This window comes from Micromonospora sp. NPDC050695, assembly GCF_040654415.1.
Lineage (GTDB): Bacteria > Actinomycetota > Actinomycetes > Mycobacteriales > Micromonosporaceae > Micromonospora.
The window spans coordinates 121,549-143,146 of record NZ_JBFAHZ010000008.1 but is presented as its reverse complement, the minus strand read 5'-3'; the positions used below and the strand labels follow the sequence as shown (position 1 = coordinate 143,146).

The window sequence follows — 21,598 nt, the reverse complement described above, 5'->3', positions numbered from 1 at the left end:
ACCCCGTCACGAGAGATAAGGAAGGCTGCTGATGCCAGGTCAACAGCGCCGTGGCGGCGGGTCCGGTGGCAACGAGGGTGGTCGCCGCGACAACCGCCGTGAGGGCGGCCGCGGAAACGCGCCCGTCGAGAAGACCCCGCACCTTGAGCGGGTCGTCGCGATCAACCGCGTCGCCAAGGTCGTGAAGGGCGGTCGTCGCTTCAGCTTCACCGCCCTGGTGATCGTGGGCGACGGCGACGGCACGGTCGGCGTGGGCTACGGAAAGGCCAAGGAGGTGCCCGCGGCCATCGCCAAGGGTGTCGAGGAGGCCAAGAAGCACTTCTTCAAGGTTCCGCGTATCGGCCAGTCGATCCCGCACCCGGTGACGGGTGAGGACGCCGCTGGCGTGGTGCTGCTCAAGCCGGCCTCGGCCGGTACGGGTGTCATCGCCGGTGGTCCGGTGCGTGCCGTGCTGGAGTGTGCCGGGATCCACGACGTGCTCTCCAAGAGCCTCGGCTCGTCGAACCCGATCAACATCGTGCACGCCACCGTGGCGGCCCTGAAGGGGCTTGAGTCCCCCGAGCAGGTCGCGGCGCGTCGTGGCCTGCCGGTGGAGGACGTCGCGCCGGCCGCCATGCTGGCGTCGCGTGCGGGGGTGGCGCACTGATGGCACGTCTGAAGGTCACCCAGCTCCGGTCCGGTATCGGGACCAAGCAGAACCAGCGTGACTCGCTGCGTTCGCTCGGTCTCAAGCGGATCAACGACGTGGTGGTCAAGGAGGACCGGCCCGAGATCCGCGGCATGATCTTCACTGTGAGCCACCTCGTGAAGGTCGAGGAGGTCGAGTAATGACGATCAAGGTGCATCACCTGCGCCCGGCGCCCGGTTCCAAGACCGCGAAGACCCGTGTGGGTCGCGGTGAGGGTTCCAAGGGCAAGACCGCTGGTCGCGGTACCAAGGGTTCCAAGGCCCGCAAGAACATCTCGGCGGCGTTCGAGGGTGGGCAGATGCCCATCCACATGCGCCTGCCGAAGATGAAGGGCTTCAAGAACAAGTTCAAGGTGGTCTTCCAGGTGGTCAACCTGGACCGACTCGCCGAGCTGTTCCCGAACGGCGGCCAGGTTGGCCCGCTGGAGCTGGTCGAGTCCGGCGCGGTCCGCAAGGGCCACCCGGTGAAGGTTCTCGGCACCGGCGACCTTGGCGGAGTGGCGCTCCAGGTGTCGGCGCACGCGTTCAGCGCGTCGGCCAAGGAGAAGATCGCCGCCGCCGGTGGCTCCGTCACCGAGCTGTAAGGCGTACGACCCATGGCGCCCGTCCAGTTGTGAGCAACTGGCGGGCGCCATGGTCTACCCGGGGCGTGTGCGCCCGGTAATATCGGAATCGGTTTATGTAGCCGGGCACATCTGCCCGGACCGGGATAGGGCTGTTAGAGTCCCATCCCAGCCATGGATTCCGGGCGCTCGCCCGGGATCCACCCCGACCCGCCAGGGATCACCGGCGGCCCGCCTCGCGCAGGAGGAAGAAGTTGCTGTCCGCCTTTCTCAGTGCGTTCCGTACGCCTGACCTGCGCAAGAAGCTGCTGTTCACAGTAGGCATCATCGCGGTCTACCGGCTGGGTGCCACGCTGCCCAGTCCGGGCGTCTCGTACGGCAACGTGCAGAAGTGCCTCGACACCATCCAGGGTGACACCACCGGGGTGGTGAACCTTCTCAACCTCTTCTCCGGCGGGGCGCTGCTACAGCTCTCGGTCTTCGCGCTGGGCATCATGCCCTACATCACGGCGTCGATCATCCTGCAGCTGCTGACCGTCGTGATCCCGCGCCTGGAGCAGCTCCGCAAGGAGGGTCAGGCCGGCCAGGCGAAGATCACTCAGTACACGCGGTACCTGACCCTCGGTCTCGGTGTGCTGCAGGCCTCGGCGTTCGTCGCCCTGGCCCGCTCGGGGCAGCTCTTCCAGAACCGCTGCGACCAGTTCCCGATCATCCCGACCGGCACCGGTATCCCGGACTGGCTGACCCTGACCATCCTGGTGATGACGATGACCGCCGGCACCGGCATGGTCATGTGGCTCGGTGAGCTGATCACCGACCGGGGCGTCGGCAACGGCATGTCCGTCCTGATCTTCACCTCGATCGCGGCCCGGCTGCCCAGCGAGGGTTGGCAGATCAAGACCAGCAAGGGCTGGGACATGTTCGCCCTGGTCATCGCGCTGGTCCTGGTGGTCATCACCGCGGTCACCTTCATCGAGCAGGCGCAGCGCCGGATCCCGGTGCAGTACGCCAAGCGGATGATCGGCCGGCGGATGTACGGTGGCACCTCGACCTACATCCCGCTCAAGGTCAACCAGGCGGGTGTGATCCCGGTCATCTTCGGTTCGTCGCTGCTGTACCTGCCGCAGCTGGCCCTGCAGTTCTTCGACCAGAACGACCCGGGCAAGACCCAGGCGTGGATCCAGAACAACCTGGTCAACCCGAGTAGCCCGATCTACATCACGGTCTACTTCCTGATGATCATCTTCTTCACGTACTTCTACGTCTCGATCACGTTCAACCCGACCGAGGTCGCGGACAACATGAAGAAGTACGGCGGGTTCGTGCCGGGCATCCGCCCGGGCAAGCCGACCGCCGACTACCTGGACTTCATTCTCAGCCGGATCACCCTGCCGGGCGCGCTCTACCTCGGCGTCATCTCGATCCTGCCGAACTTCTTCTTCATCTGGCTGGACAACCAGCAGTACCAGAACTTCCCGTTCGGCGGCACCGCTGTGCTCATCATGGTCGGCGTCGGTCTGGAGACCGTGAAGCAGATCGAGAGCCAACTCATGCAGCGGAACTACGAAGGGTTCCTGCGGTAGATGAGACTCGTTCTGGTTGGTCCGCCGGGTGCGGGCAAGGGCACTCAGGCCGAGTTCATCGCCGCGCACCTCTCGGTGCCGAAGATCTCGACCGGAGACATCTTCCGGTCGAACGTCACCCAGGGCACGCCGTTGGGTGTCGAGGCGAAGCGGTACATGGACGCGGGCGAGCTGGTTCCGGACGAGGTCACCATCAACATGGTCCGGGACCGGCTGGCCGAGCCCGACGCCAGCGAGGGTTTCCTGCTCGACGGTTTCCCGCGGACCACTCCGCAGGCCGCCGCTCTCGACAAGCTCCTCGCCGACCTGGGCACCGCCCTCGACCTGGTCCTGGAGCTGGTGGTCGACGACGACGAGGTGATCCGACGGCTCTCCGGCCGGCGTACCTGCCGGGGCTGCGGCAAGATCTGGCACGTCGAGTTCGACGCCACCACCCGCCCGGGCATCTGTGACCGGTGCGGCGCCGAGCTGTTCCAGCGCGACGACGACAAGCCGGAGACGATCGCCACCCGGCTTCGGGAGTACAGCGAGAAGACCGCGCCCCTGGTCGACTACTACGGCGCCCAGGGCAAGCTGGTCGGGATCGACGCCACCGGCCCGGTGGAGGACGTCACCAGCCGGGCCATCGACGCGCTGCGGTCGTACGGCGGCTGAGGTCCTCGCCGGTCCACGCGGATAGAGTGCGAACAGCGGGGTACGCGAGACGTGCCCCGCTGAACAGCCACGAAAGGTAATCGCTCCATGCGTCGTCCCCAGCTGGACATCCAGCTGAAGACCCCTGACCAGATCGAGAAGATGCGGGCCGCCGGGCTGGTGGTGGCGGAGGCGCTGCGCCGGATGCGCGAGGCCGTGGCCCCCGGTGTGAGCACCGCCGATCTGGACGCCATCGCCGAGTCGACCATCCGCGAGGCGGGCGCCGTCCCGTCGTTCAAGGGCTACCACGGGTTCCCGGCGTCGATCTGCTCCTCGGTCAACGAGCAGATCGTGCACGCCATCCCCTCGCCGAAGCAGGTGCTCGCCGAGGGCGACCTCATCTCGATCGACTGCGGCGCGGTGCTGAACGGCTGGCACGGCGACTCCGCGATCACGGTCGGGGTCGGCGAGGTCGACCCGGCGCTGCTCAAGATGGCCGAGGTGGCCGAGGACGCCATGTGGGCCGGTATCGCGGCCGCCGCCCGCGGCGCGGCCAGCGGCAAGGGCCGCCTCACCGACATCTCGCACGCGGTGGAGACCGCCGTCCGCAAGGGCGGCCGGTACGGCATCGTTGACGGCTACGGTGGGCACGGCATCGGCACCGAGATGCACCAGGACCCGCACGTGCTCAACCACGGCCGGCCGGGCAAGGGCCCACGGTTGGTTCCCGGTATGGCACTCGCCATCGAACCGATGATCACGATGGCGTCCCCGCGGACGGTCGAGCTGGCCGACGGCTGGACGGTCGTCACCCGGGACGGTTCGGTGGCCGCGCACGTCGAGCACTCGATGGCGCTGCTGCCCGACGGCGTCTGGGTGCTCACCGCCTTCGACGGCGGCCGCGCCCGACTGGGCGACCTGGTAACGGCTCGCCAACCCGCCACCTCGACCGCCCCCTGACCGCTCCAGCCGCCGCCCTGGCACGTTGATCGACTCCGATTCGCCGATCCGGCGGTATCCAACCGATGCGATGTAACCAGGACGGCGAACCGGGTGGATCGAGGAGGGCGGCTCGGGGTCGGACGGGACTGGCGTGGCGGTGGCATGCTTGCCGGCATGGACGGGCGCGACGGGATGCGAGCGGCGGACGCGGACCGTGAGGCGGTGGCCGACCGGTTGCGCGTCGCCCTCGGCGAGGGCCGACTGGACCTGCACGAGTACGACGAGCGGTTGCAACGGGCGTACGCCGCACGGACGTACGCGGAGTTGGACGCCCTGCTGACCGACCTGCCGCCGGTGCCGCCCACCGGGGGGTCGACGCTGGCGCCGGTCATCCCGGCCGCCCCGCCGGGCGCCGGCGCGGGTCACCAGCCCGCCCCGACGGCGGGTGCCGGCACGGCCCGCTGGTTGGCCGAGGTGTGGCTGCCGTACCTGAGGGTGATCGCCGTCGTGGTGACCATCTGGGCGGTGATCTCGCTGCTCAGCGGGGAGCTGCTCTATTTCTGGCCGATCTGGGTGGCCGGGCCGTGGGGCGCGGTGCTGATGATCCAGACGGTGACCGGACTGGGTCGGGGAGAGCCCCGGCGTCGGGCCGTCGAGCGGGAGCGCAAGCGGGCGAAGCGGGAGCGGCGACGGGAACTGCGCGCCGACGAAGCGAACGAACGGGACGAACCCCCAGCGCCAGCCTGATCATCTGCGGCGGCCTGGGGCGGGCAATCCGCGGCACCGTCCGGAGCTCGTGCCTTGATCCACTCGGATTCGCTGAAGTTGTGTTGTCCACCACCCGCGGATGCCGCGGTTTCACGGAAGGCGAGTGGATCACGCGCAGGTGGGGCTCGGGCGGAGATCATCGGGCGTCCGGACGGGGGGCCGGCACCGACACGGCGGCGTGGTGGGTGGCCGGTTTGGCGACGGACCGCAGGCGGGCGTACACTTTCAGATCGGCGCACAGCGTCCACTCCGGCATGCCCACCCTGCGCTTCGGTGGGTCCTGGAGCCGCGGCTGGCGCGGGCTCCTGATCAAGGTCAGGTTTCCGTGTAAGACGTTGTGGGCCGCCCGGAGCAATCGACGTCAGGACAGCGGAGGACATGCCGAAAAAAGACGGAGCCATTGAGATCGAGGGTCGGGTCATCGAGCCCCTGCCGAACGCTATGTTCCGGGTGGAGCTCGCGAACGGCCACAAGGTGCTGGCTCACATCAGCGGCAAGATGCGGCAGCACTACATCCGCATCCTGCCGGAGGACCGGGTCGTCGTCGAACTCTCGCCGTACGACCTGACCCGCGGGCGCATCGTCTACCGCTACAAGTAGTCCTGACGACGGCCGGGAAGTCCCGTGTCCGTCTTCGACGTCCGGTCTCGCGTACTCCGCGTCGCCGGGCCAGATGGGAAGTAAGGCAACCGTGAAGGTCAAGCCGAGCGTCAAGAGGATCTGCAACAAGTGCCGGGTTATCCGCCGGCACGGCCGGGTCATGGTCATCTGCAGCGACCCGCGCCACAAGCAGCGCCAGGGCTGACTCAGCCCATCCGGCCGTAACACCGGCCGGATGGCGTTGGTCCGGGCAGATCCCCAGCGACACACACATCACACATGCTCGTCCCAGCCGCGAGCGGTACGCGAGACGTACTCCTGCGTGGCTGACCCCCGGTCGGAGGCCGGGGCCCGCTCGGGCAGCGACCGATCCCGGTCGCCGGCGCTGACAGCGTCGGAAAGACGGGACGGCCGGTAGCGGGATGGGACGGGTCCACACCTCCGCCACACATTACGAGGAGTACGCCCGCACATGGCACGTCTAGTCGGCGTGGATCTCCCCCGCGAGAAGCGGATGGAGATCGCGCTCACCTACATCTTCGGGGTCGGTCGCACCCGCGCCCTGGAGACACTCGCCGCCACCGGCATCTCGCCGGACAAGCGCGCTCGGGACCTCACGGACGAGGAGCTCGTGCAGCTCCGCGACCACATCGAGGGCAACTACAAGGTTGAAGGCGACCTGCGCCGCGAGGTCGCCGCTGACATCCGCCGCAAGGTCGAGATCGGCTGCTACGCCGGCATCCGGCACCGCCGGGGCCTGCCCGTGCGTGGCCAGCGGACCAAGACCAACGCGCGGACCCGCAAGGGCCCGAAGCGGACCGTCGCCGGCAAGAAGAAGCCCGGCAAGAAGTAGTTCTTAACCGGATGACGGGGGTGGCCGCCGCCGAGGTGGGCCAGGCCGCAACCCGATCCGGAAAGTCAACTAGGAGCGCACAGACTTATGCCACCGAAGGCTCGTGCCGGAGCCGCTGTCAAGAAGGTCCGGCGCAAGGAACGCAAGAACGTCGCCCACGGGCAGGCGCACATCAAGAGCACCTTCAACAACACCATCGTGTCCATCACGGACCCGACCGGTGCGGTCATCTCCTGGGCCTCCGCCGGCCAGGTTGGCTTCAAGGGCTCCCGCAAGTCGACTCCGTTCGCCGCGCAGCTGGCCGCCGAGGCCGCCGCGCGTCGGGCCATGGAGCACGGCATGCGCAAGGTCGACGTGTTCGTCAAGGGCCCCGGCTCCGGCCGGGAGACCGCCATCCGTTCGCTGCAGGCCGTGGGCCTCGAGGTCGGCCAGATCGCCGACGTCACCCCGCAGCCGCACAACGGGTGCCGTCCGCCTAAGCGTCGTCGGGTCTGAGAGGTAGAGAGAGATGGCTCGTTACACCGGTGCTGACTGCCGCCGTTGCCGGCGGGAGAAGATGAAGCTGTTCCTCAAGGGCAGCAAGTGCGATGGCCCGAAGTGCCCGTTCGAGTCCCGGCCGTTCCCGCCCGGGCAGCACGGCCGCGGCCGCACGAAGGAGACGGAGTACCTGCTCCAGCTCCGTGAGAAGCAGAAGGCCCGCCGGGTTTACGGCGTGCTGGAGAAGCAGTTCCGCGGTTACTACGAGGAAGCCGTCGGCAAGCAGGCCAAGACCGGTGAGGTCCTCCTGCAGATCCTCGAGTCGCGGCTGGACAACGTCGTTTACCGGGCCGGCTACGCCCACTCGCGGGACATGGCCCGCCAGCTGGTCAAGCACGGTCACTTCACGGTGAACGGCAAGAAGGTCGACATCCCGTCGTACCGCGTCAAGGAGCACGACATCATCGAGGTTCGGGGCAAGAGCAAGGAGCTCACCCCGTTCATCGTCGCGCAGGCTCAGGCCGGCTCGAAGACGGTTCCGGCGTGGCTTGAGGCCATCCCGAGCCAGATGAAGGTGCTCGTGCACTCCCTCCCGGCCCGGCAGGTCATCGACACGCAGGTCCAGGAGCAGCTGATCGTCGAGCTCTACTCCAAGTAGTCGGAGCTCGTTGCGGTGGCCCGCCCTCCGGGGCGGGCCACCGGAACAGTTTGTGTCGTGGGCGTCAAATAGCGGGCGTCCCGGAAGAGAAGAGAAAACATGCTCATCAGCCAGCGACCCTCCCTCTCCGAGGAGTCGATCAACGAGACCCGGTCGCGGTTCGCCATCGAGCCGCTGGAGCCGGGCTTCGGTTACACCCTGGGCAACTCGCTGCGGCGCACGCTGCTGTCGTCGATCCCGGGTGCGGCCGTCACCTCGATCAAGATCGACGGCGTGCTGCACGAGTTCACCACGATCCCCGGTGTCAAGGAGGACGTGGTCGAGCTCGTCATGAACATCAAGGAGCTGTGCGTCAGCTCCGAGCACGACGAGCCGGTCAGCATGTACCTGCGCAAGCAGGGCCCGGGCGACGTGACCGCGGGTGACATCCAGCCCCCGGCCGGCGTCTCCGTGCACAACCCGGACCTGAAGCTCGCGACCCTCAACGGCAAGGGCCGGCTCGACATGGAGCTGACCGTCGAGCGGGGCCGGGGCTACGTGACGGCTGCGCAGAACAAGCAGTCCGGCGCCGAGATCGGCCGGATCCCGGTCGACTCGATCTACTCGCCGGTGCTGAAGGTGACCTACCGCGTCGAGGCGACCCGTGTCGAGCAGCGCACCGACTTCGACCGGCTGATCATCGACGTCGAGACCAAGCCGTCGATGGGTCCGCGTACCGCGCTGGCCTCGGCCGGTTCGACGCTGGTGGAGCTGTTCGGTCTGGCACGGGAGCTGGACGAGACCGCCGAGGGCATCGACATCGGGCCGTCCCCGCAGGACGCCCAGCTGGCGGCGGACCTCGCCCTGCCGATCGAGGAGCTGGACCTCACCGTCCGCTCCTACAACTGCCTCAAGCGCGAGGGCATCAACTCCGTTGGTGAGCTCATCGGGCGTACCGAGGCCGACCTCCTCGACATCCGCAACTTCGGTCAGAAGTCGATCGACGAGGTCAAGATGAAGCTCGCCGGGATGGGTCTGGGGCTGAAGGACTCTGCCCCGAACTTCGACCCGGCGAACGTCGTGGACACCTTCGGCGAGGCCGACTACGACACCGACGACTACCGCGAGACCGAGCAGCTCTAGTCCGCGCTGCCGCCACAACTGAGGAGCACCAAAAATGCCCACGCCCACCAAGGGCCCCCGCCTCGGCGGCAGCCCCTCGCACGAGCGGCTGATGCTCGCCAACCTGGCGACCGCGCTGTTCCAGCACGGCAAGATCCAGACCACCGAGACGAAGGCCCGACGGCTGCGTCCGCTGGCCGAGCAGCTCATCACCAAGGCCAAGCGCGGTGACCTCGCCGCGCGTCGGCGGGTGCTGGGCGTCGTCAAGGACAAGGACGTGGTCTACGCCCTGTTCGACCAGATCGCGCCGCGGTACGCCAACCGGCCCGGCGGCTACACCCGGATCGTGAAGACCGGTCCGCGCAAGGGTGACGCCGCTCCGATGGCGATCATCGAGCTGGTGGAGGAGCTTCAGGTCGCCGAGCCGAAGGCGAACAAGAAGACCGCCGCCCGCAAGGCCGCGCAGCAGGACAAGGTCGAGGCGCTCGCCCCGGCTGAGGAGGCCCCGAAGTCGGCCGACGCCGACCAGGACTCCGAGGCGCCGGTGTCGGCGTCCGGTGACACCGACGCCGCCCGCGAGGACAGCGACGAGGCCACCGAGAACAAGGCCTGATCAAGGGCAACGTCGGGCCCGGCACCCCATCGGGGTGCCGGGCCCGACCCGTAACAGGAGGTACGAGGTGGACGAGCGGATCCGGCTGCGGCTGGACGTCTCGTACGACGGGGCGGGTTTCTCCGGTTGGGCGGCCCAGCCGACCCGGCGGACCGTCGCGGGGGTGCTCGTCGAGACCCTGGCCCTGGTCCTGGGCGACGGTACGGCCACCGGGTTGACCGTGGCGGGCCGGACCGACGCGGGGGTGCACGCCACCGGGCAGGTCTGCCACCTGGACCTGCCCGTCGACGTGTGGCGCCAGCACGAGGGGCGGTTGTTGCGCCGGCTGGCCCGTCTGCTCCCCACCGACGTGCGGGTGCGGGCGATGGTCGAGGTGCCCGCCGAGTTCGACGCCCGGTTCTCGGCCACCTTTCGGCGCTACGAGTACCGGGTGACCGACGCGCCCTTCGGGGCGGAGCCGCTGCGCCGGCACGAGGTGCTGGCCTGGCCGAGGCCGCTGGATCTGGCCGCGTTGAACGCCGCGGCCGCCGGCCTCGTCGGGGAGCACGACTTCGCCGCGTACTGCCGGCGCAAGGAACACGCGACGACGCTGCGCGAGGTGACGCGGCTGGACTGGCGTCGGAACCCCGACGGCCTCCTGGTCGCCACCGTGCAGGCGGACGCGTTCTGTCAGGCCATGGTGCGCAGCCTGGTGGGGGCCATGCTGGTGGCCGGCGACGGCCGTCGTCCCGTCCAGTGGCCGGGCAGCCTGCTCACTCACCGGGAGCGGTCCAGCGAGGTGACGGTGGCGCCGGCACACGGGCTGACCCTCGTCGCGGTCGGCTACCCGCAGGACCCGGCCGAGTACGCGCGTCGCGCCGACCTGACCCGCCGGCTGCGGGTCCCCGTCGAAGGCTGACCGCCGCCGGGCGGGGTCGGTCGTCGGGAGGGTTGACCGCCGCCGGGCGGGGTCAGTCGCCGGGCAGTTCGCCGTCGCCGCTCTGGGTGCCGCTGCTCTCCGTCGGCGCCGCCGTCGGTTGCCCGGCCGTGCCGCCGTCGGCCCGCCGTTGCAGCACGCCCTTGCTGAGATGCAGCTCGATCATGTCGAACAGGATCTCCCGGATCTTCGGGTCGCCGGACTTGACGGCCGCACCGTCCGCGCGGACCACCAGCGCGTACGCCAGGTAGTGGCCGCGCACCTGCCAGCCGACGCGGGCGGGGGCGGTGCCCAGCACGGCGGTGTCGTCGCCGGCGGTGAGGCCCCGGAAGCGGCCCTGCCGTTCGTCGAGGAGCTGGCGGATCCGTTCCCGGGTGCGCTCGGCGCTGGCCTTGTCGGTGAGGTTGAACAGGCCGGTGGTGACCAGGTGGTCGCCGTCCGGGGTCCGCAGCGTGGCCCGTACGACCTGGTTGCAGCCGAGGCGGACCAGCATGTCGGCCACCTCGCCGGTGGCGGCGACGGCACAACTGCCGCTGGAGTGCGTCTTGAGCACCTGGTAGGCCGCCTGGCCGTCGGAGAGCTTCAGTTCCTTGCCGGGGAAGACCTCCTTGGCGGTGAGGGGGGCCTGGTCGGTGTCCCGGGAGTCGAGGTCCTGCCGCTCGGCGGCGGGAGCGGACGCGGCGGTGTTCGGCTGGTACGTCGGGGTGGTCTCCGGCTGTTTGCCGCGTTCGGACAGGAGCGCGGCGGCGCCCAGCCCGCAGAGCGCGAGCAGGACCAGGACGGCTGCGCCACCGACCAGCACCTGCCAGAGGCGGCCGCCGCCGCGCCGGGAAGTCTGCTCGATCGGCTGCGCGGAGGTGTAGACCCGTTCGCGGGGTGCGGCGAGCGGAACGTCGGCACGGGCGGGCGGCGGCGGCTGCGACGACGGCAGGACGAGTTGGTTCGGCCGGGGCAGCGACGGCGCGGGGAAGCGCGACGGAGAGGGCCCGGCCGGCGGGGGCGGGCCGTCGAACGCGGCCACCTCGGAGCCGGGCTCCGGGTACTCCTCGAAAGCGTCCTGATCGGACTCGTACCGATACACCATGTCGCCTAGAGTAGGAGCCATTGTCCCTTTAGGGGGTAATAACGGGAAATGTGTGCGTGGGCCGTGTCGGGACGTGTCCCGGCCGGTGCGAGAATTGCCGACGTGACCGGCGACCACTACTTCACCGCTGAACCCGCCAGCGACGCCCCGCCGCGCGAGGTCGAGTTCTCCGTCGCCGACCGCGACTACCGGCTCGCCTCCGCCGGCGGGGTCTTCTCCGCCAGCCGACTCGACCCGGGCACCGCGGTGCTGCTGCGCAAGGCCGAGCTGCCCACCGCCGACACCACCGGTGACCTGCTCGACCTGGGCTGCGGGTTCGGGCCGATCGCCTGCGTGCTGGCCGACGTGGCGCCGTCGAGCACGGTCTGGGCCGTCGACGTCAACGCCCGCGCCCGTGACCTCACCGCCGCCAACGCGGCCCGGATCGGTGCCGGTGACCGGGTCCGGGTCAGCGCACCGGACGACGTGCCGGCGGACCTGCGGTTCGCCGAGCTGTGGTCCAACCCGCCGATCCGGATCGGCAAGGAGGAACTGCACGAGCTGCTGCTGCGCTGGCTGCCCCGGCTCGCCCCGGACGGCGTCGGCTGGCTGGTGGTCGCCCGGCACCTCGGTGGCGACTCGCTGCAGCGCTGGCTCACCGAGCAGGGTTGGCAGGTCGAGCGGCACGCCAGCCAGAAGGGCTTCCGGGTGCTGCGGGTCACCCGGTAATTGGATATCCCCCCCGCCGCCGCCTGGGGCAGGATCCCGGCGTGGGATACGTGGACGTGGCAGGGGTCGGGCACATCCTGCCCGACGGTCGGGAACTCTTCGCCGACGTGTCGTTCCGGGTCGGCGAGGGCGCCAAGGTCGCCCTGGTCGGGCCGAACGGCGCGGGTAAGACGACGCTGCTGCGGATGGTAGCCGGGGACCTGCCGGTGCGGACCGGTGTCGTCGCGCGCGCCGGCGGGCTGGGCGTGATGCGCCAGTTCATCGGCATGATCGGTGACGAGTCGACGCTCGCCGACCTGGCGCTGTCGCTGGCCCCGCCGCCGCTGCGCGACGCCGGCCGCCGGCTCGCCGAGACCGAGGCGGCCATGCGGGCGGCCGAGGTCCGCGGCAAGTACAGCACCGCCGCCGGCAAGGCCCAGCTGGCGTACGCCGACGCCCTCGGCGCCTGGGGCGAGGTCGGCGGGTACGACGCCGAGGTGCTCTTCGACACCGTCGCGACCATCGTGCTCGGCCTGCCGTGGGACGCCGCCCGGGACCGTCCGGTGCGGACGCTTTCCGGTGGCCAGCAGAAGCGGTTCGCCCTGGAGTTGCTGCTGCGCGGCCCGGACGAGGTGCTGCTGCTCGACGAGCCGGACAACTTCCTCGACGTGCCGGGCAAGCGCTGGTTGGAGGCACGGCTGCGCGAGTCGACCAAGTCGGTGCTGTACGTGTCGCACGACCGCGAGTTGCTGGCCCAGAGTGCCGACCGGGTGGTCGCCGTCGAGGGTGGCAGCGCCTGGGTGCACCCGGGTGGCTTCGCCAGCTGGCACTCGGCACGGGTGGCCCGGCACGCCCGCCTCGACGAGCTGCGCCGACGCTGGGACGAGGAACACCAGAAGCTGCGCGAGCTGATGCTGATGTACAAGCAGAAGGCGGCGTACAACGATGGGTTGGCCTCGCGGTACCAGGCCGCGCAGACCCGGCTGCGCAAGTTCGAGGAGGCCGGGCCGCCGCCCGTACCGCCGAAGGACCAGGACATCCGGATGCGGCTGAGCGGCGGGCGGACCGGCAAACGCGCGGTCATCTGCGAGCAGCTGGAGCTGGACGGCCTGACCTTCCCCTTCGACCTGGAGATCTGGTATGGCGACCGGGTGGCGGTGCTCGGTGCCAACGGCACCGGCAAGTCGCACTTCCTGCGGCTGCTGGCCCGCGGCGGCACCGATCCCGACCCGGCGAACGGCCCGGTCGACGGGGCGGGTGCGCTCGCCCCGGTCGCCCACGACGGCACGGCCCGGTTGGGCGCCCGGGTCCGCCCCGGGCACTTCTCCCAGACCCACGACCGGCCGGAGCTGATGTCGAAGACGCTTGTCGAGATCCTCTGGCGGGGTGACGACCACCGCACCGGGATGGACCGGCACGCGGCGATGGGGGTGCTCAGCCGCTACGAGCTGGCCGGTCAGGGTGACCAGCGCTTCGGCACGCTCTCCGGCGGGCAGCAGGCCCGTTTCCTGGTGCTGCTGCTGGAGCTGTCCGGGGCGACCCTGCTGCTGCTCGACGAGCCCACCGACAACCTCGACCTGGCCAGCGCCGAGGCCCTCGAAGCGGGCCTGAACGCGTTCGAGGGGACGGTGATCGCGGTCACCCACGACCGGTGGTTCACCCGCTCCTTCGACCGGTTCGTGCTGTTCCGGGGCGACAACGAGGTCGTGGAGACCCCGGAGCCGGTCTGGGACGTGGGCTGATCGGTCCCCGGGCAGGGGTGCGTCCGGCCGGCATAGGGTGGATCTCGTGACTGAGATGACCTATCGCCGGCTGGGCGACTCCGGGCTCGTGGTGTCCGTGGTCGGCATCGGCTGCAACAACTTCGGCCGCAAGTTGGATCTCGACGGCACCCGCGCGGTGGTGGACGCCGCCCTGGACGCCGGAATCAACCTGTTCGACACCGCCGACATCTACGGCGAACCGCAGGGCGGCTCCGAGGAGCTGCTCGGGCAGGCGCTCAAGGGTCGCCGCGACGACGTGGTGGTGGCCACCAAGTTCGGCATGGACATGAACGGCCTCAACGGTCCGGACCACGGTGCCCGGGGTTCGCGGCGGTACATCGCGCGCGCGGTCGAGGCGTCGCTGCGCCGACTCGGCACCGACCACATCGACCTGTACCAGATGCACGAGCCCGACCCGGGCACTCCGATCGACGAGACCCTCGCCGCCCTGGACGACCTGGTCCGCGACGGCAAGGTGCGCTACCTGGGCAACTCCAACTTCGCCGGCTGGCAGATCGCCGACGCCGACTGGGTCGCCTCGTCCAACGGGCGGTCCCGCTTCATCAGCGCGCAGAACCACTACAGCCTGCTGGAGCGGTCGGTGGAGACCGAGGTGATCCCGGCCTGCGAGCGGTTCGGCCTCGGCATGCTGCCGTTCTTCCCGCTCGCCAACGGCCTGCTCACCGGCAAGTACAAGCGCAGCGAGCAGCCGCCGGCCGGCAGCCGGCTCTCCGGTGGCGGCCGGTACGCGGAGCGGCTCGCCGCGGCCGACTGGGACACCATCGAGGCCATCGAGGCGTACGCCGCCGAGCGGGGGCTGACCATGCTCCAGGTGGCAATCGGCGGACTGGCCGCCCAGCCGGCGGTGACCTCGGTGATCGCCGGTGCCACCACGCCCGAGCAGGTGCACGCCAACGCGGCCGCCGGCACCTGGGAGCCCACCGACGACGATCTGGCCGCGCTGCGCTTCATCCTCTGAGCGCGGCGGAGCCGGCCGCACGACAGCGGGCCGGGCCGCTCATCGCGGCCCGGCCCGGTCGGCCAGTGGATGGCGCCGAAGCGCCGCTGGGTCAGTGGATGGCGCCGGAGCGCCGCTGGGTCAGTCGGTGCGGCGCTGGGGCGCCGCTGGGTCAGTCGGTGCGGCGGCGGCCGAACAGCATGGCGACCCCCATCGCGGCGGCGACGAGCACCAGCCCGGCCGCCGCGAACGGCCACCACCCGGCGTTCCCCCCGCGTCCGTCGGCCCGGTCCGCGGTGACCGCGACCGGCTTGGGCGCCGGCGGTGACTGTGCCGCCCGGGCCTGCACCGTGGCGGTGGCCTGGGTCTGCAGCGGGGCGGGGGAGTTCACCGTCACCCGCCAACTGCCGGCCGTGAGCAGCGGACCGCTGGTGTAGAAGCCCTGCCCCTCGGGCTGCGGTTCGAGTTGCACCGGGCCGACCTTCTGCCCGTCCGGGCCGGTGGCGGTGAGGACCAACCGCACCAGCTTGTCCAGCCGACGACCGTCGGCGTAGGTGGCCTGGATGGTGACCCCCTCGGCCCCGTCGCCGGCCACCGTCAGTTTGAGTTTGTCGGCCTGCGCCGCCGCCGGGGGTGCGGCGAGCAGGGTCAGAGCCAGTCCGGCGACCACGGCGGCCAGCACCTTGCGGATACCCGTCACGGACATCTCCTCACTACCGATGAGGGAGGCCCCTCCCCGACGCCGCAGCGCCGGGGAGGGGCCTCGTCGGATCAGAGCTGGCGACCGGGTGCCAGCCGGGTGGTGTCGCCACCGAGCCGCCCGGCGCCCTTGACCGGTTCGCCGTCGTTCGCCTTGACTCCGGCCTTACTGGCCGTACCGCCCAGCCGGACGATCATGGCGTCGGCGTCCCGGATCAGGACGTCCCGGACCTCCGCCTCGGCCACCAGGGTGGCGTCGGCGGCGAGCGTCCGGAACTGCGTCAACTGCTTGATCGCCTTGCTGTCGTTGCCGGCCGCCTCGGCCTGGCGGGCCGCGTCGAGCTTCGCCTTCAGCTGCTTGTGCGCCGTGGCCGAGAGTCGACCCGTCGCCTTGAACCGGTCCAGCAGGTTCTGCATGTCCCGGAACGAGGTGGTGACGAAGAACCGGACCGTCGAGGTGGTCGTGTTGCCCGCCTTGTCGGTCGCGGTGACGGTCAGCTCGTGCAGGCCGAGCGGCAGCTCGTACATGGCCTGCAGGGTGCCGCTGGCGTACGCCCTGCCGTCGAGCTGACCGACCACGGACGCGATGCCCGAGGTGGGGTCGACGGCCTGCCAGGACACCCGGACGTCCTGGCTGTCGCCGTAGAGCTGGCCGTCGGCGATCCCGGACACCAGCAGCGTCGGCTTGGTGCCGTCGATGCGCAGCACCGCCGACTTGAGCGTCTCGGCGTTGCCCGCCTTGTCGGTGGACCGGAACAGCAGCTCGTGCTGCCCGTCGCCGGTCACCTCGACCGGCGCCGTGTACGGCGTCCACGCGCCACCGTCCAACGACCACTCCACCGTCTTGACCCCGGAACCGGCGTCGGTAGAGGTCAGCACCACCGGGATCGTCCCGTTGTGCCAGCCGGCGTCGTTCGCGGGAGCGAACGTCGCCGTCGTGACCGGTGCGGTGGCGTCGATCTTGACCGTGACGGTCTTCGTCGACTCCACGTTGCCCGCCTCATCGGTCGAGCGGAACCGCAGCTCGTGCTCGCCGTCCCCACTGATCGCCACCGGAGCGGTGTACGCCGTCCAGGTGGTGGCCCCGTCCAGCTGGTACTCGGTGCTGGCCAGCCCACTGCCGCCGGCCTCGTCGGCGGCGGTGAGGGTCACCGTCACCGGACCGGTGTACCACCCCTCGGTCGGGGTGCCCGAAACCGCCGCCGTGGCGACCGGCGCGGTCTCGTCGGCGACCTTCGTGCTCAACCGGAAGTAGTCGAACGCGGCGGTCTTCGAGGCGGTCTGGTTGGCGCCGAGGGTGAACAACCCGACCTTCGGGGTGGCGCCCACCGCGCTGTTGGTCAGCGCCTCCAACGCGGTCCAGGTCGTCCCGTCGGCCGAGTACGACGCGGTGAACGTGTCGCCGGTGCGGGCCAGTCGCAGGTGCCACACCGCCGAGGTGAGGCTGGTCGCCTCCGGCTGCGGGTTCTGCACCGCCCCGCCGATCTCGCTGCGGAACTCGATCCGCCGCGTCACCGCCTGGCCGGCCTGGTTGTCCGCGATGAAGTCGAACTTCAGGTAGTTGTCGTCGTCGGCCTGCACGAGCAGACCGGCCTGCTGGTACTGCTCGTTCAGCAGACTGCCGTCGACCTTCGTCTCCAGGGTCCAGTCGCCTGACGGCGCGGTCTGGAGGATGAAGTTCTTCGGCCCGGTGTTGTCGGTGCCGTAGATGTCACCGTTGGGCACGTCGATCCGCAGCGCGCCGCCGGTGACCCGGTAACCGGCCGGGTCCTCCCGCAGGATCGCGTCCCAGCGGCACTTGTCCAGCGTGTCGCCGGTGAACTCGTCCGACGGGTCGACCGGGCCGGCCGGAGCGTCCGGCGTCACCTGGAACGAATCGAAGGCCGCGTCGACCACCGGCGCCTCGGTGCCGCCGTTGAGTGCGAAGACCCCGATCCGCGGGTTGGTGATGCCGGCGAGCGCGGCCGAACGGCCGACCGGGGTGAACGTCTGCCCGTCGCCCGAGGCGGCGGCGGTCAGGTTCGTCCCGTCGCTGGTGATCCGCAGGTACACGGTGTCACCCGCCGGTGCGGCGGCGCTGTCGGCGCCCTCGTTGCGAGGCGTCGCGGCCGTCTCCCGGATGAACTCCACCCGCCGGCTGCCGTTGTACAGCAGGTCCACCTTGGCGTAGTTGTCGTCGTCGCCGTACACCAGCAGACCGGCCTGCTGGTAGTTGGCGGTGACCGGGAGGGTGACCTTGGTGGTGATCTCCCAGGCGCCGGTCGGAGCCGGCTGGAGCACCAGGTTGGTCGCGTCGTTGCGGGCGCCGTAGAGGTCGCCCACGCCGGTCGGCAGCCGCAGCGCGCCGCCACTGACCGAGTAGAGCTGGTTCTCCCGGATGACGCTGGACCAGCGGGTCTTGTCGAGGCTGGTGCCGTCGAAGGCGTCCGAACGCGCCCCGAAGCAGGACGTGTCCGGGGCGTCCACCCGCACCGGCACCGTGGCGTACGACTTGGCGCCCTTGCTGTCGGTCACCGTGAGGGTGGCCGTGAAGGTGCCCGGGCTGGCGTAGGTGTGGCTGGCGTCCAGCGTGGACGCCGTACCGCCGTCACCGAAGTCCCAGGCGTACGTCAGCGGGGTGTCGCCCTCGGCGTCGGTGGCCGTGCCGTCGAACGCCACGGTGACCGGCGCGGTGCCGGCGGCCGGGGTCGCGGTGGCGGTGACCACCGGCGGCGCGTTCTCGGTGACGCCGCGGCCGACGAAGTCCATCCAGTTGACGTTGAACAGCGAGCCGGAGCCGCCGTTCGGGTCACGGGCCACGAAGTACAGCGAGCCGCTCGCGGCACCGGTGACCGGCGCGCTCACGTCCGTGTACGTCTGCCACGCGCCGGTCGCCGGCACGGTGGCCGTGGCGACCACCGGTCCGTCCACCGCGCCCGCCCGGACCTCGATGCGACCGCCAGCGGCGGCCGAGGCGGCCCGGAACCGGATCTCGCTGATGTTGGTCAGGTCCGCCGGGGCGAGCGACCACCAGTCGCCGTCCTCGATGAACCCGATGTTCTGACCGCCGCCGGCGGTGTCGGCGCCGGTCTCCCGCTGCACGCCGGCGTCTCCGCCGCCGGTGCTCACCGGTGCCCGACCGGTGGCGGTGAAGAACTCGGCCTGCTTGCGCTTGGGCTGCAGCACCTCGATGACCCGACCGGTGAGCGGGCTGGCTCCGCCGGCCCCGCCGTCGTCGGTGTAGGTGGCCTCGAAGACCGCGAAGACGTTCGCCTCGGCGCCGTGCCCGGAGGCGAGCGACGTCTGGACGGTGCCGGTGCAGCCGGTGTGCTGCTCCAGCGGGTGGGCGTGCTCGTCGTGACCCAGCAGCACCTGGAGGTTCACCCGGGCACAGTCGATCTCCCCGTCCTCGGGGTCGGTCACCTTGATCGTGTAGCGGACCTGGTCACCCCAGTCGAAGAACCCGCCGTCCGGCGGGAACTCGATGGTGACCGTCGGGGACGTGTTGCCCACGGTGATCGGCACGTTGGCCACCGCGGTACGGCCCTTCGGGTTGGTGACGGTGAGCTGGGCGGTGTAGTTGCCCGCCGTGGCGTAGGTGTGCGTCGGGTTAGCGTCGGTCGAGGTCTGCCCGTCGCCGAACGCCCAGGCGTAGGTGAGCGCGCCACCGTCCGGGTCGCGGGAGCCGGCGCTGGAGAAGGTGACGGTCAACGGCGCCGCACCCGAGGTCGGGGTGGCGGACGCCGCCGCGATCGGCGCGCGGTCACCGGCGGTGTAGTCGATCCGGTAGACACCCGAGTTGTCGTTGTTGCCACCGAAGCCGCTGCCCCACTCGATCAGGTACAGGGCGCCGTCGGGGCCGAACTCGAAGTCCATCGGCCGGACCATGGTCATCCCGGTGAGCAGCTGGTTGATGTCCACCAACGACTTGCCGTCGGGGGTCAGCTGCATCGTGTACATCTTGTTCTGGTTCCACTCGCCGAGCAGCGCCTTGCCGTCGTAGTAGGCCGGCCACTTGCGGGTCGAGTTGAGGTCCGCGTCGTAGCGGTAGACCGGGCCGCCCATCGGGGCGCCACCGCCGCCGATCTCCGGGTACCGGGCGTCACCGGCGTACCCGTAGTCGACGGTCGCGGGGACGACCGGCGGGAGGTTGGTCAGGCCGGTGTTGTTGGGCGAGTTGTTCACCGGCGCCGCGCAGTCGAACTTCGCGCCGCTCGGGCCGGACGGGAACGTGTAGTCGTTGTACGCCTCGTTCGTGCCCGTGCAGTACGGCCAGCCGTAGTTGCCGGGGGTCACGATGTTCCACTCGACCAGGCCACGCGGGCCGCGGGTGGGGTTGTCCGCGTTGGCGTCCGGCCCGTAGTCCGCGACGTACAGCGTGTTGGTCTTCGGGTCGGTGCCGATCCGGAACGGGTTGCGGAAGCCCATCGCGTAGATCTCGGGACGGGTCTTCTCGGTGCCCGGAGCGAAGAGGTTGCCGGCCGGAACGGTGTACGACCCGTCGTCCTCCGGGTGGATCCGGATCACCTTGCCGCGCAGGTCGTTGGTGTTGGCCGAGGTGCGCTGCGCGTCGTAGTCCTGGCGGCCCGACCGCTCGTCGAGCGGCGAGTACGAGTTCGACTCGAACGGGTTGGTGTTGTCACCGGTGGCCAGGTACAGGTTGCCGGCGCCGTCGAAGGTCATGCTGCCCCCGGCGTGGCAGCAGGTGTTGCGCTGGGTGTCGACCCGCAGCACCTGCTTCTCGCTGGCCGGGTCGATGGTGTCGCCGGTCACCGTGAACCGGGACAGCAGGTTGCGCGTGACGCCGTCGTTCGGGGCGTAGTACAGGTACACCCACTTGTTGGTGGCGAAGTCCGGGTCGAGCCGGATGCCGATCAGGCCGTCCTCGTTGCCGGTGAAGACGTCCAGGTCGACGGCGGTGACGGTGTTGCCGGTGTCCGGCTTGATGATCTGCACCCGACCGTCGCGTTCGATGTAGAAGACCCGCCCGTCTCCGGCGATGTCCAGTTCCATCGGGTTGCTCGTGTTGCTGTCAAGGGAGACCTTCTCGAAGTTGGAGGTCTTCGAGGCGCCACAGTCGGCGTCCACCACACCGGCGGCGGTCTGGATGCCGCCGAGCAGGTGCTTGAGGAACTCCGGTTCGGCGTACGACTCCCGGGTGTGCCCGCCGCCGGTGTACCATGATCGACCACCGTCGAAGTCCTGACACCAGGCGGTCGGGTGGTCGGCGCCCATCGCACCGGCGCCCGGGGTGTAGCTCTTCTCGTCCAGGCTGGCCAGCACGTGCACGTCCGGCCGGGGGTTGGTCTGGAAGTTGTACCACTCGTCGAAGCGGGACCAGCGGTCCGGAAGCTCGGCGGTGGACGGGTGTGCGTGGTCCTCCACCTTGACCGTGGCCTGCTGGTTCGCCGGGTGGTTGGCGAAGTACGCGCCGACCAGGTCGCCGTACCAGGCCCAGCTGTACTCGGTGTCCGACGCGGCGTGGATGCCGACGTAGCCACCGCCCGCCTTCACGTAGCGCTCGAACGCCGCCTGCTGGTCGGCGTTGAGGACGTCGCCGGTGGTGGAGAGCCAGATCACGGCCTTGTACTTGGCCAGGTTGGCGTCGGTGAATACCGCGCCGTCCTCCGAGTTGTCCACGGTGAATCCGTTGGCCGCGCCGAGTTGCTGGATGGCGGCGATGCCGGTGGGGATGGAGTCGTGCCGGAAGCCGGCGGTCTTGGAGAAGACCAGGACGGAGAAGGGATCGGCGGCGGCCTTGGGCGCCTTCGGCACCACCTGGGTCACCGGGGCCGCGGCCTGCGCGTCTTTCGGGGGGACCTGGGCGGCGGGAGCCGCCTGCGCCGGCGACCCGAGCAGGGTCGTCGAAGCGAGGGCCAGGGAGATGAGGGTCGCGGTGATGGGTTTTCGGGCACGACGAGAACGGGACACGCCGCCTCCAATGTCGCAGTGGACAGGAATCGCGGGGGCCGGCTCGCCGAAGACCGTCCCAGATGGAGCCGGTGGGGACACCGTGCCAGGGCGTCCACGCCGG

At 70.2% G+C, this 21,598-nt stretch carries 21 protein-coding genes; 18 read left to right on the top strand and 3 right to left on the bottom strand.

Translation table 11 applies throughout. The annotated features are described in order from the left end of the window. The first annotated feature begins 31 nt into the window (after window positions 1–31). The 15 genes from rpsE (at window position 32) to truA (ending at window position 10,376) form a co-directional block, all read left to right on the top strand. The gene (gene rpsE / locus AB0H52_RS08665) at window positions 32–646 is read left to right on the top strand and encodes a 30S ribosomal protein S5 (RefSeq protein ID WP_074314587.1); all 615 of its coding nucleotides are present in this window, start codon (window positions 32–34) and stop codon (window positions 644–646) included. Next, a complete protein-coding gene (gene rpmD / locus AB0H52_RS08660; protein WP_151488125.1) occupies window positions 646–828 on the top strand; it encodes a 50S ribosomal protein L30 in 183 nt (60 codons plus the stop codon). Before rpsE ends, rpmD begins: the two co-directional genes overlap by 1 nt. Continuing rightward, entirely contained in the window at window positions 828–1,271 is a 444-nt protein-coding gene (gene rplO / locus AB0H52_RS08655) for a 50S ribosomal protein L15 (RefSeq protein ID WP_030329906.1), read from the top strand. The genes rpmD and rplO overlap by 1 nt, the downstream gene beginning before the upstream one ends. A 233-nt stretch (window positions 1,272–1,504) precedes the next feature. Continuing rightward, window positions 1,505–2,833: a preprotein translocase subunit SecY gene (gene secY, locus AB0H52_RS08650; protein WP_151488124.1), complete on the top strand. Its 1,329-nt coding sequence runs from the start codon at window positions 1,505–1,507 to the stop codon at window positions 2,831–2,833. After that, entirely contained in the window at window positions 2,834–3,487 is a 654-nt protein-coding gene (locus tag AB0H52_RS08645; protein WP_151488123.1) for an adenylate kinase, read from the top strand. It begins immediately after the preceding gene. 87 nt (window positions 3,488–3,574) lie between these two features. Continuing rightward, window positions 3,575–4,426, top strand: a complete 852-nt coding sequence (map, locus tag AB0H52_RS08640; RefSeq protein ID WP_151488122.1) for a type I methionyl aminopeptidase — start codon at window positions 3,575–3,577, stop codon at window positions 4,424–4,426. A gap of 156 nt (window positions 4,427–4,582) precedes the next feature. Continuing rightward, entirely contained in the window at window positions 4,583–5,155 is a 573-nt protein-coding gene (locus AB0H52_RS08635) for a DUF1707 domain-containing protein (protein ID WP_357946125.1), read from the top strand. Between the two features lie 399 nt (window positions 5,156–5,554). After that, the gene (infA, locus tag AB0H52_RS08630) at window positions 5,555–5,776 is read left to right on the top strand and encodes a translation initiation factor IF-1 (RefSeq protein WP_007073013.1); all 222 of its coding nucleotides are present in this window, start codon (window positions 5,555–5,557) and stop codon (window positions 5,774–5,776) included. Between the two features lie 91 nt (window positions 5,777–5,867). Next, window positions 5,868–5,981 carry a 50S ribosomal protein L36 gene (rpmJ, locus tag AB0H52_RS08625; protein ID WP_043965539.1) on the top strand — a complete coding sequence of 38 codons (114 nt, stop codon included), beginning with the start codon at window positions 5,868–5,870 and terminating at the stop codon, window positions 5,979–5,981. Between the two features lie 267 nt (window positions 5,982–6,248). Next, entirely contained in the window at window positions 6,249–6,629 is a 381-nt protein-coding gene (rpsM, locus tag AB0H52_RS08620; protein WP_007465236.1) for a 30S ribosomal protein S13, read from the top strand. Window positions 6,630–6,716: 87 nt separating this feature from the next. Continuing rightward, entirely contained in the window at window positions 6,717–7,124 is a 408-nt protein-coding gene (gene rpsK, locus AB0H52_RS08615; protein ID WP_030329919.1) for a 30S ribosomal protein S11, read from the top strand. A 13-nt stretch (window positions 7,125–7,137) separates the two neighbouring features. Beyond that, entirely contained in the window at window positions 7,138–7,764 is a 627-nt protein-coding gene (rpsD, locus tag AB0H52_RS08610; RefSeq protein ID WP_030489600.1) for a 30S ribosomal protein S4, read from the top strand. A gap of 99 nt (window positions 7,765–7,863) precedes the next feature. After that, window positions 7,864–8,886 carry a DNA-directed RNA polymerase subunit alpha gene (locus AB0H52_RS08605; protein ID WP_053653923.1) on the top strand — a complete coding sequence of 341 codons (1,023 nt, stop codon included), beginning with the start codon at window positions 7,864–7,866 and terminating at the stop codon, window positions 8,884–8,886. 34 nt (window positions 8,887–8,920) lie between these two features. Then, complete coding sequence (gene rplQ, locus AB0H52_RS08600) at window positions 8,921–9,478, top strand: 50S ribosomal protein L17 (RefSeq protein ID WP_151488121.1); 558 nt, start codon at window positions 8,921–8,923, stop codon at window positions 9,476–9,478. 67 nt (window positions 9,479–9,545) lie between these two features. After that, window positions 9,546–10,376: a tRNA pseudouridine(38-40) synthase TruA gene (gene truA, locus AB0H52_RS08595; protein WP_151488120.1), complete on the top strand. Its 831-nt coding sequence runs from the start codon at window positions 9,546–9,548 to the stop codon at window positions 10,374–10,376. 52 nt (window positions 10,377–10,428) lie between these two features. On the opposite strand, the gene AB0H52_RS08590 is transcribed toward truA, so the two are convergent. Continuing rightward, window positions 10,429–11,478, bottom strand: a complete 1,050-nt coding sequence (locus tag AB0H52_RS08590) for a hypothetical protein (RefSeq protein WP_225854138.1) — start codon at window positions 11,476–11,478, stop codon at window positions 10,429–10,431. Between the two features lie 102 nt (window positions 11,479–11,580). Here AB0H52_RS08590 and AB0H52_RS08585 point away from each other — a divergent pair, with 102 nt between their 5' ends. The 3 genes from AB0H52_RS08585 to AB0H52_RS08575 are packed head-to-tail and all read left to right on the top strand — an operon-like array spanning window position 11,581 to window position 14,907. Continuing rightward, on the top strand, window positions 11,581–12,186 hold the full coding sequence (locus AB0H52_RS08585) for a methyltransferase (RefSeq protein WP_151488119.1): 606 nt from the start codon (window positions 11,581–11,583) through the stop codon (window positions 12,184–12,186). Between the two features lie 41 nt (window positions 12,187–12,227). Then, entirely contained in the window at window positions 12,228–13,907 is a 1,680-nt protein-coding gene (locus AB0H52_RS08580; protein ID WP_151488118.1) for an ATP-binding cassette domain-containing protein, read from the top strand. A gap of 37 nt (window positions 13,908–13,944) precedes the next feature. Further along, window positions 13,945–14,907 (top strand): aldo/keto reductase, encoded by a 963-nt coding sequence (locus AB0H52_RS08575; protein WP_192580119.1) that lies wholly within the window; start codon window positions 13,945–13,947, stop codon window positions 14,905–14,907. Window positions 14,908–15,058: 151 nt separating this feature from the next. Here the strand turns inward: AB0H52_RS08575 and AB0H52_RS08570 are convergent, their stop codons facing one another. Both AB0H52_RS08570 and AB0H52_RS08565 read right to left on the bottom strand, forming a co-directional pair. Next, the gene (locus AB0H52_RS08570; RefSeq protein ID WP_151488117.1) at window positions 15,059–15,586 is read right to left on the bottom strand and encodes a hypothetical protein; all 528 of its coding nucleotides are present in this window, start codon (window positions 15,584–15,586) and stop codon (window positions 15,059–15,061) included. A gap of 71 nt (window positions 15,587–15,657) precedes the next feature. After that, window positions 15,658–21,495 carry a ThuA domain-containing protein gene (locus AB0H52_RS08565; RefSeq protein ID WP_357946116.1) on the bottom strand — a complete coding sequence of 1,946 codons (5,838 nt, stop codon included), beginning with the start codon at window positions 21,493–21,495 and terminating at the stop codon, window positions 15,658–15,660. Between the last annotated feature and the right edge of the window lie 103 nt (window positions 21,496–21,598).

Coding starts and splice junctions, on each gene's coding strand:
- AB0H52_RS08605 (WP_053653923.1), top strand. CDS start 7,864: ATGCTCATCAGCCAGCGACCCTCCCTCTCCGAGGAGTCGATCAACGAG.
- infA (WP_007073013.1), top strand. CDS start 5,555: ATGCCGAAAAAAGACGGAGCCATTGAGATCGAGGGTCGGGTCATCGAG.
- rpmD (WP_151488125.1), top strand. CDS start 646: ATGGCACGTCTGAAGGTCACCCAGCTCCGGTCCGGTATCGGGACCAAG.
- rpsK (WP_030329919.1), top strand. CDS start 6,717: ATGCCACCGAAGGCTCGTGCCGGAGCCGCTGTCAAGAAGGTCCGGCGC.
- rpsE (WP_074314587.1), top strand. CDS start 32: ATGCCAGGTCAACAGCGCCGTGGCGGCGGGTCCGGTGGCAACGAGGGT.
- rpsD (WP_030489600.1), top strand. CDS start 7,138: ATGGCTCGTTACACCGGTGCTGACTGCCGCCGTTGCCGGCGGGAGAAG.
- rplO (WP_030329906.1), top strand. CDS start 828: ATGACGATCAAGGTGCATCACCTGCGCCCGGCGCCCGGTTCCAAGACC.
- AB0H52_RS08590 (WP_225854138.1), bottom strand. CDS start 11,478: ATGGTGTATCGGTACGAGTCCGATCAGGACGCTTTCGAGGAGTACCCG.
- map (WP_151488122.1), top strand. CDS start 3,575: ATGCGTCGTCCCCAGCTGGACATCCAGCTGAAGACCCCTGACCAGATC.
- rplQ (WP_151488121.1), top strand. CDS start 8,921: ATGCCCACGCCCACCAAGGGCCCCCGCCTCGGCGGCAGCCCCTCGCAC.
- rpsM (WP_007465236.1), top strand. CDS start 6,249: ATGGCACGTCTAGTCGGCGTGGATCTCCCCCGCGAGAAGCGGATGGAG.
- AB0H52_RS08645 (WP_151488123.1), top strand. CDS start 2,834: ATGAGACTCGTTCTGGTTGGTCCGCCGGGTGCGGGCAAGGGCACTCAG.
- AB0H52_RS08635 (WP_357946125.1), top strand. CDS start 4,583: ATGGACGGGCGCGACGGGATGCGAGCGGCGGACGCGGACCGTGAGGCG.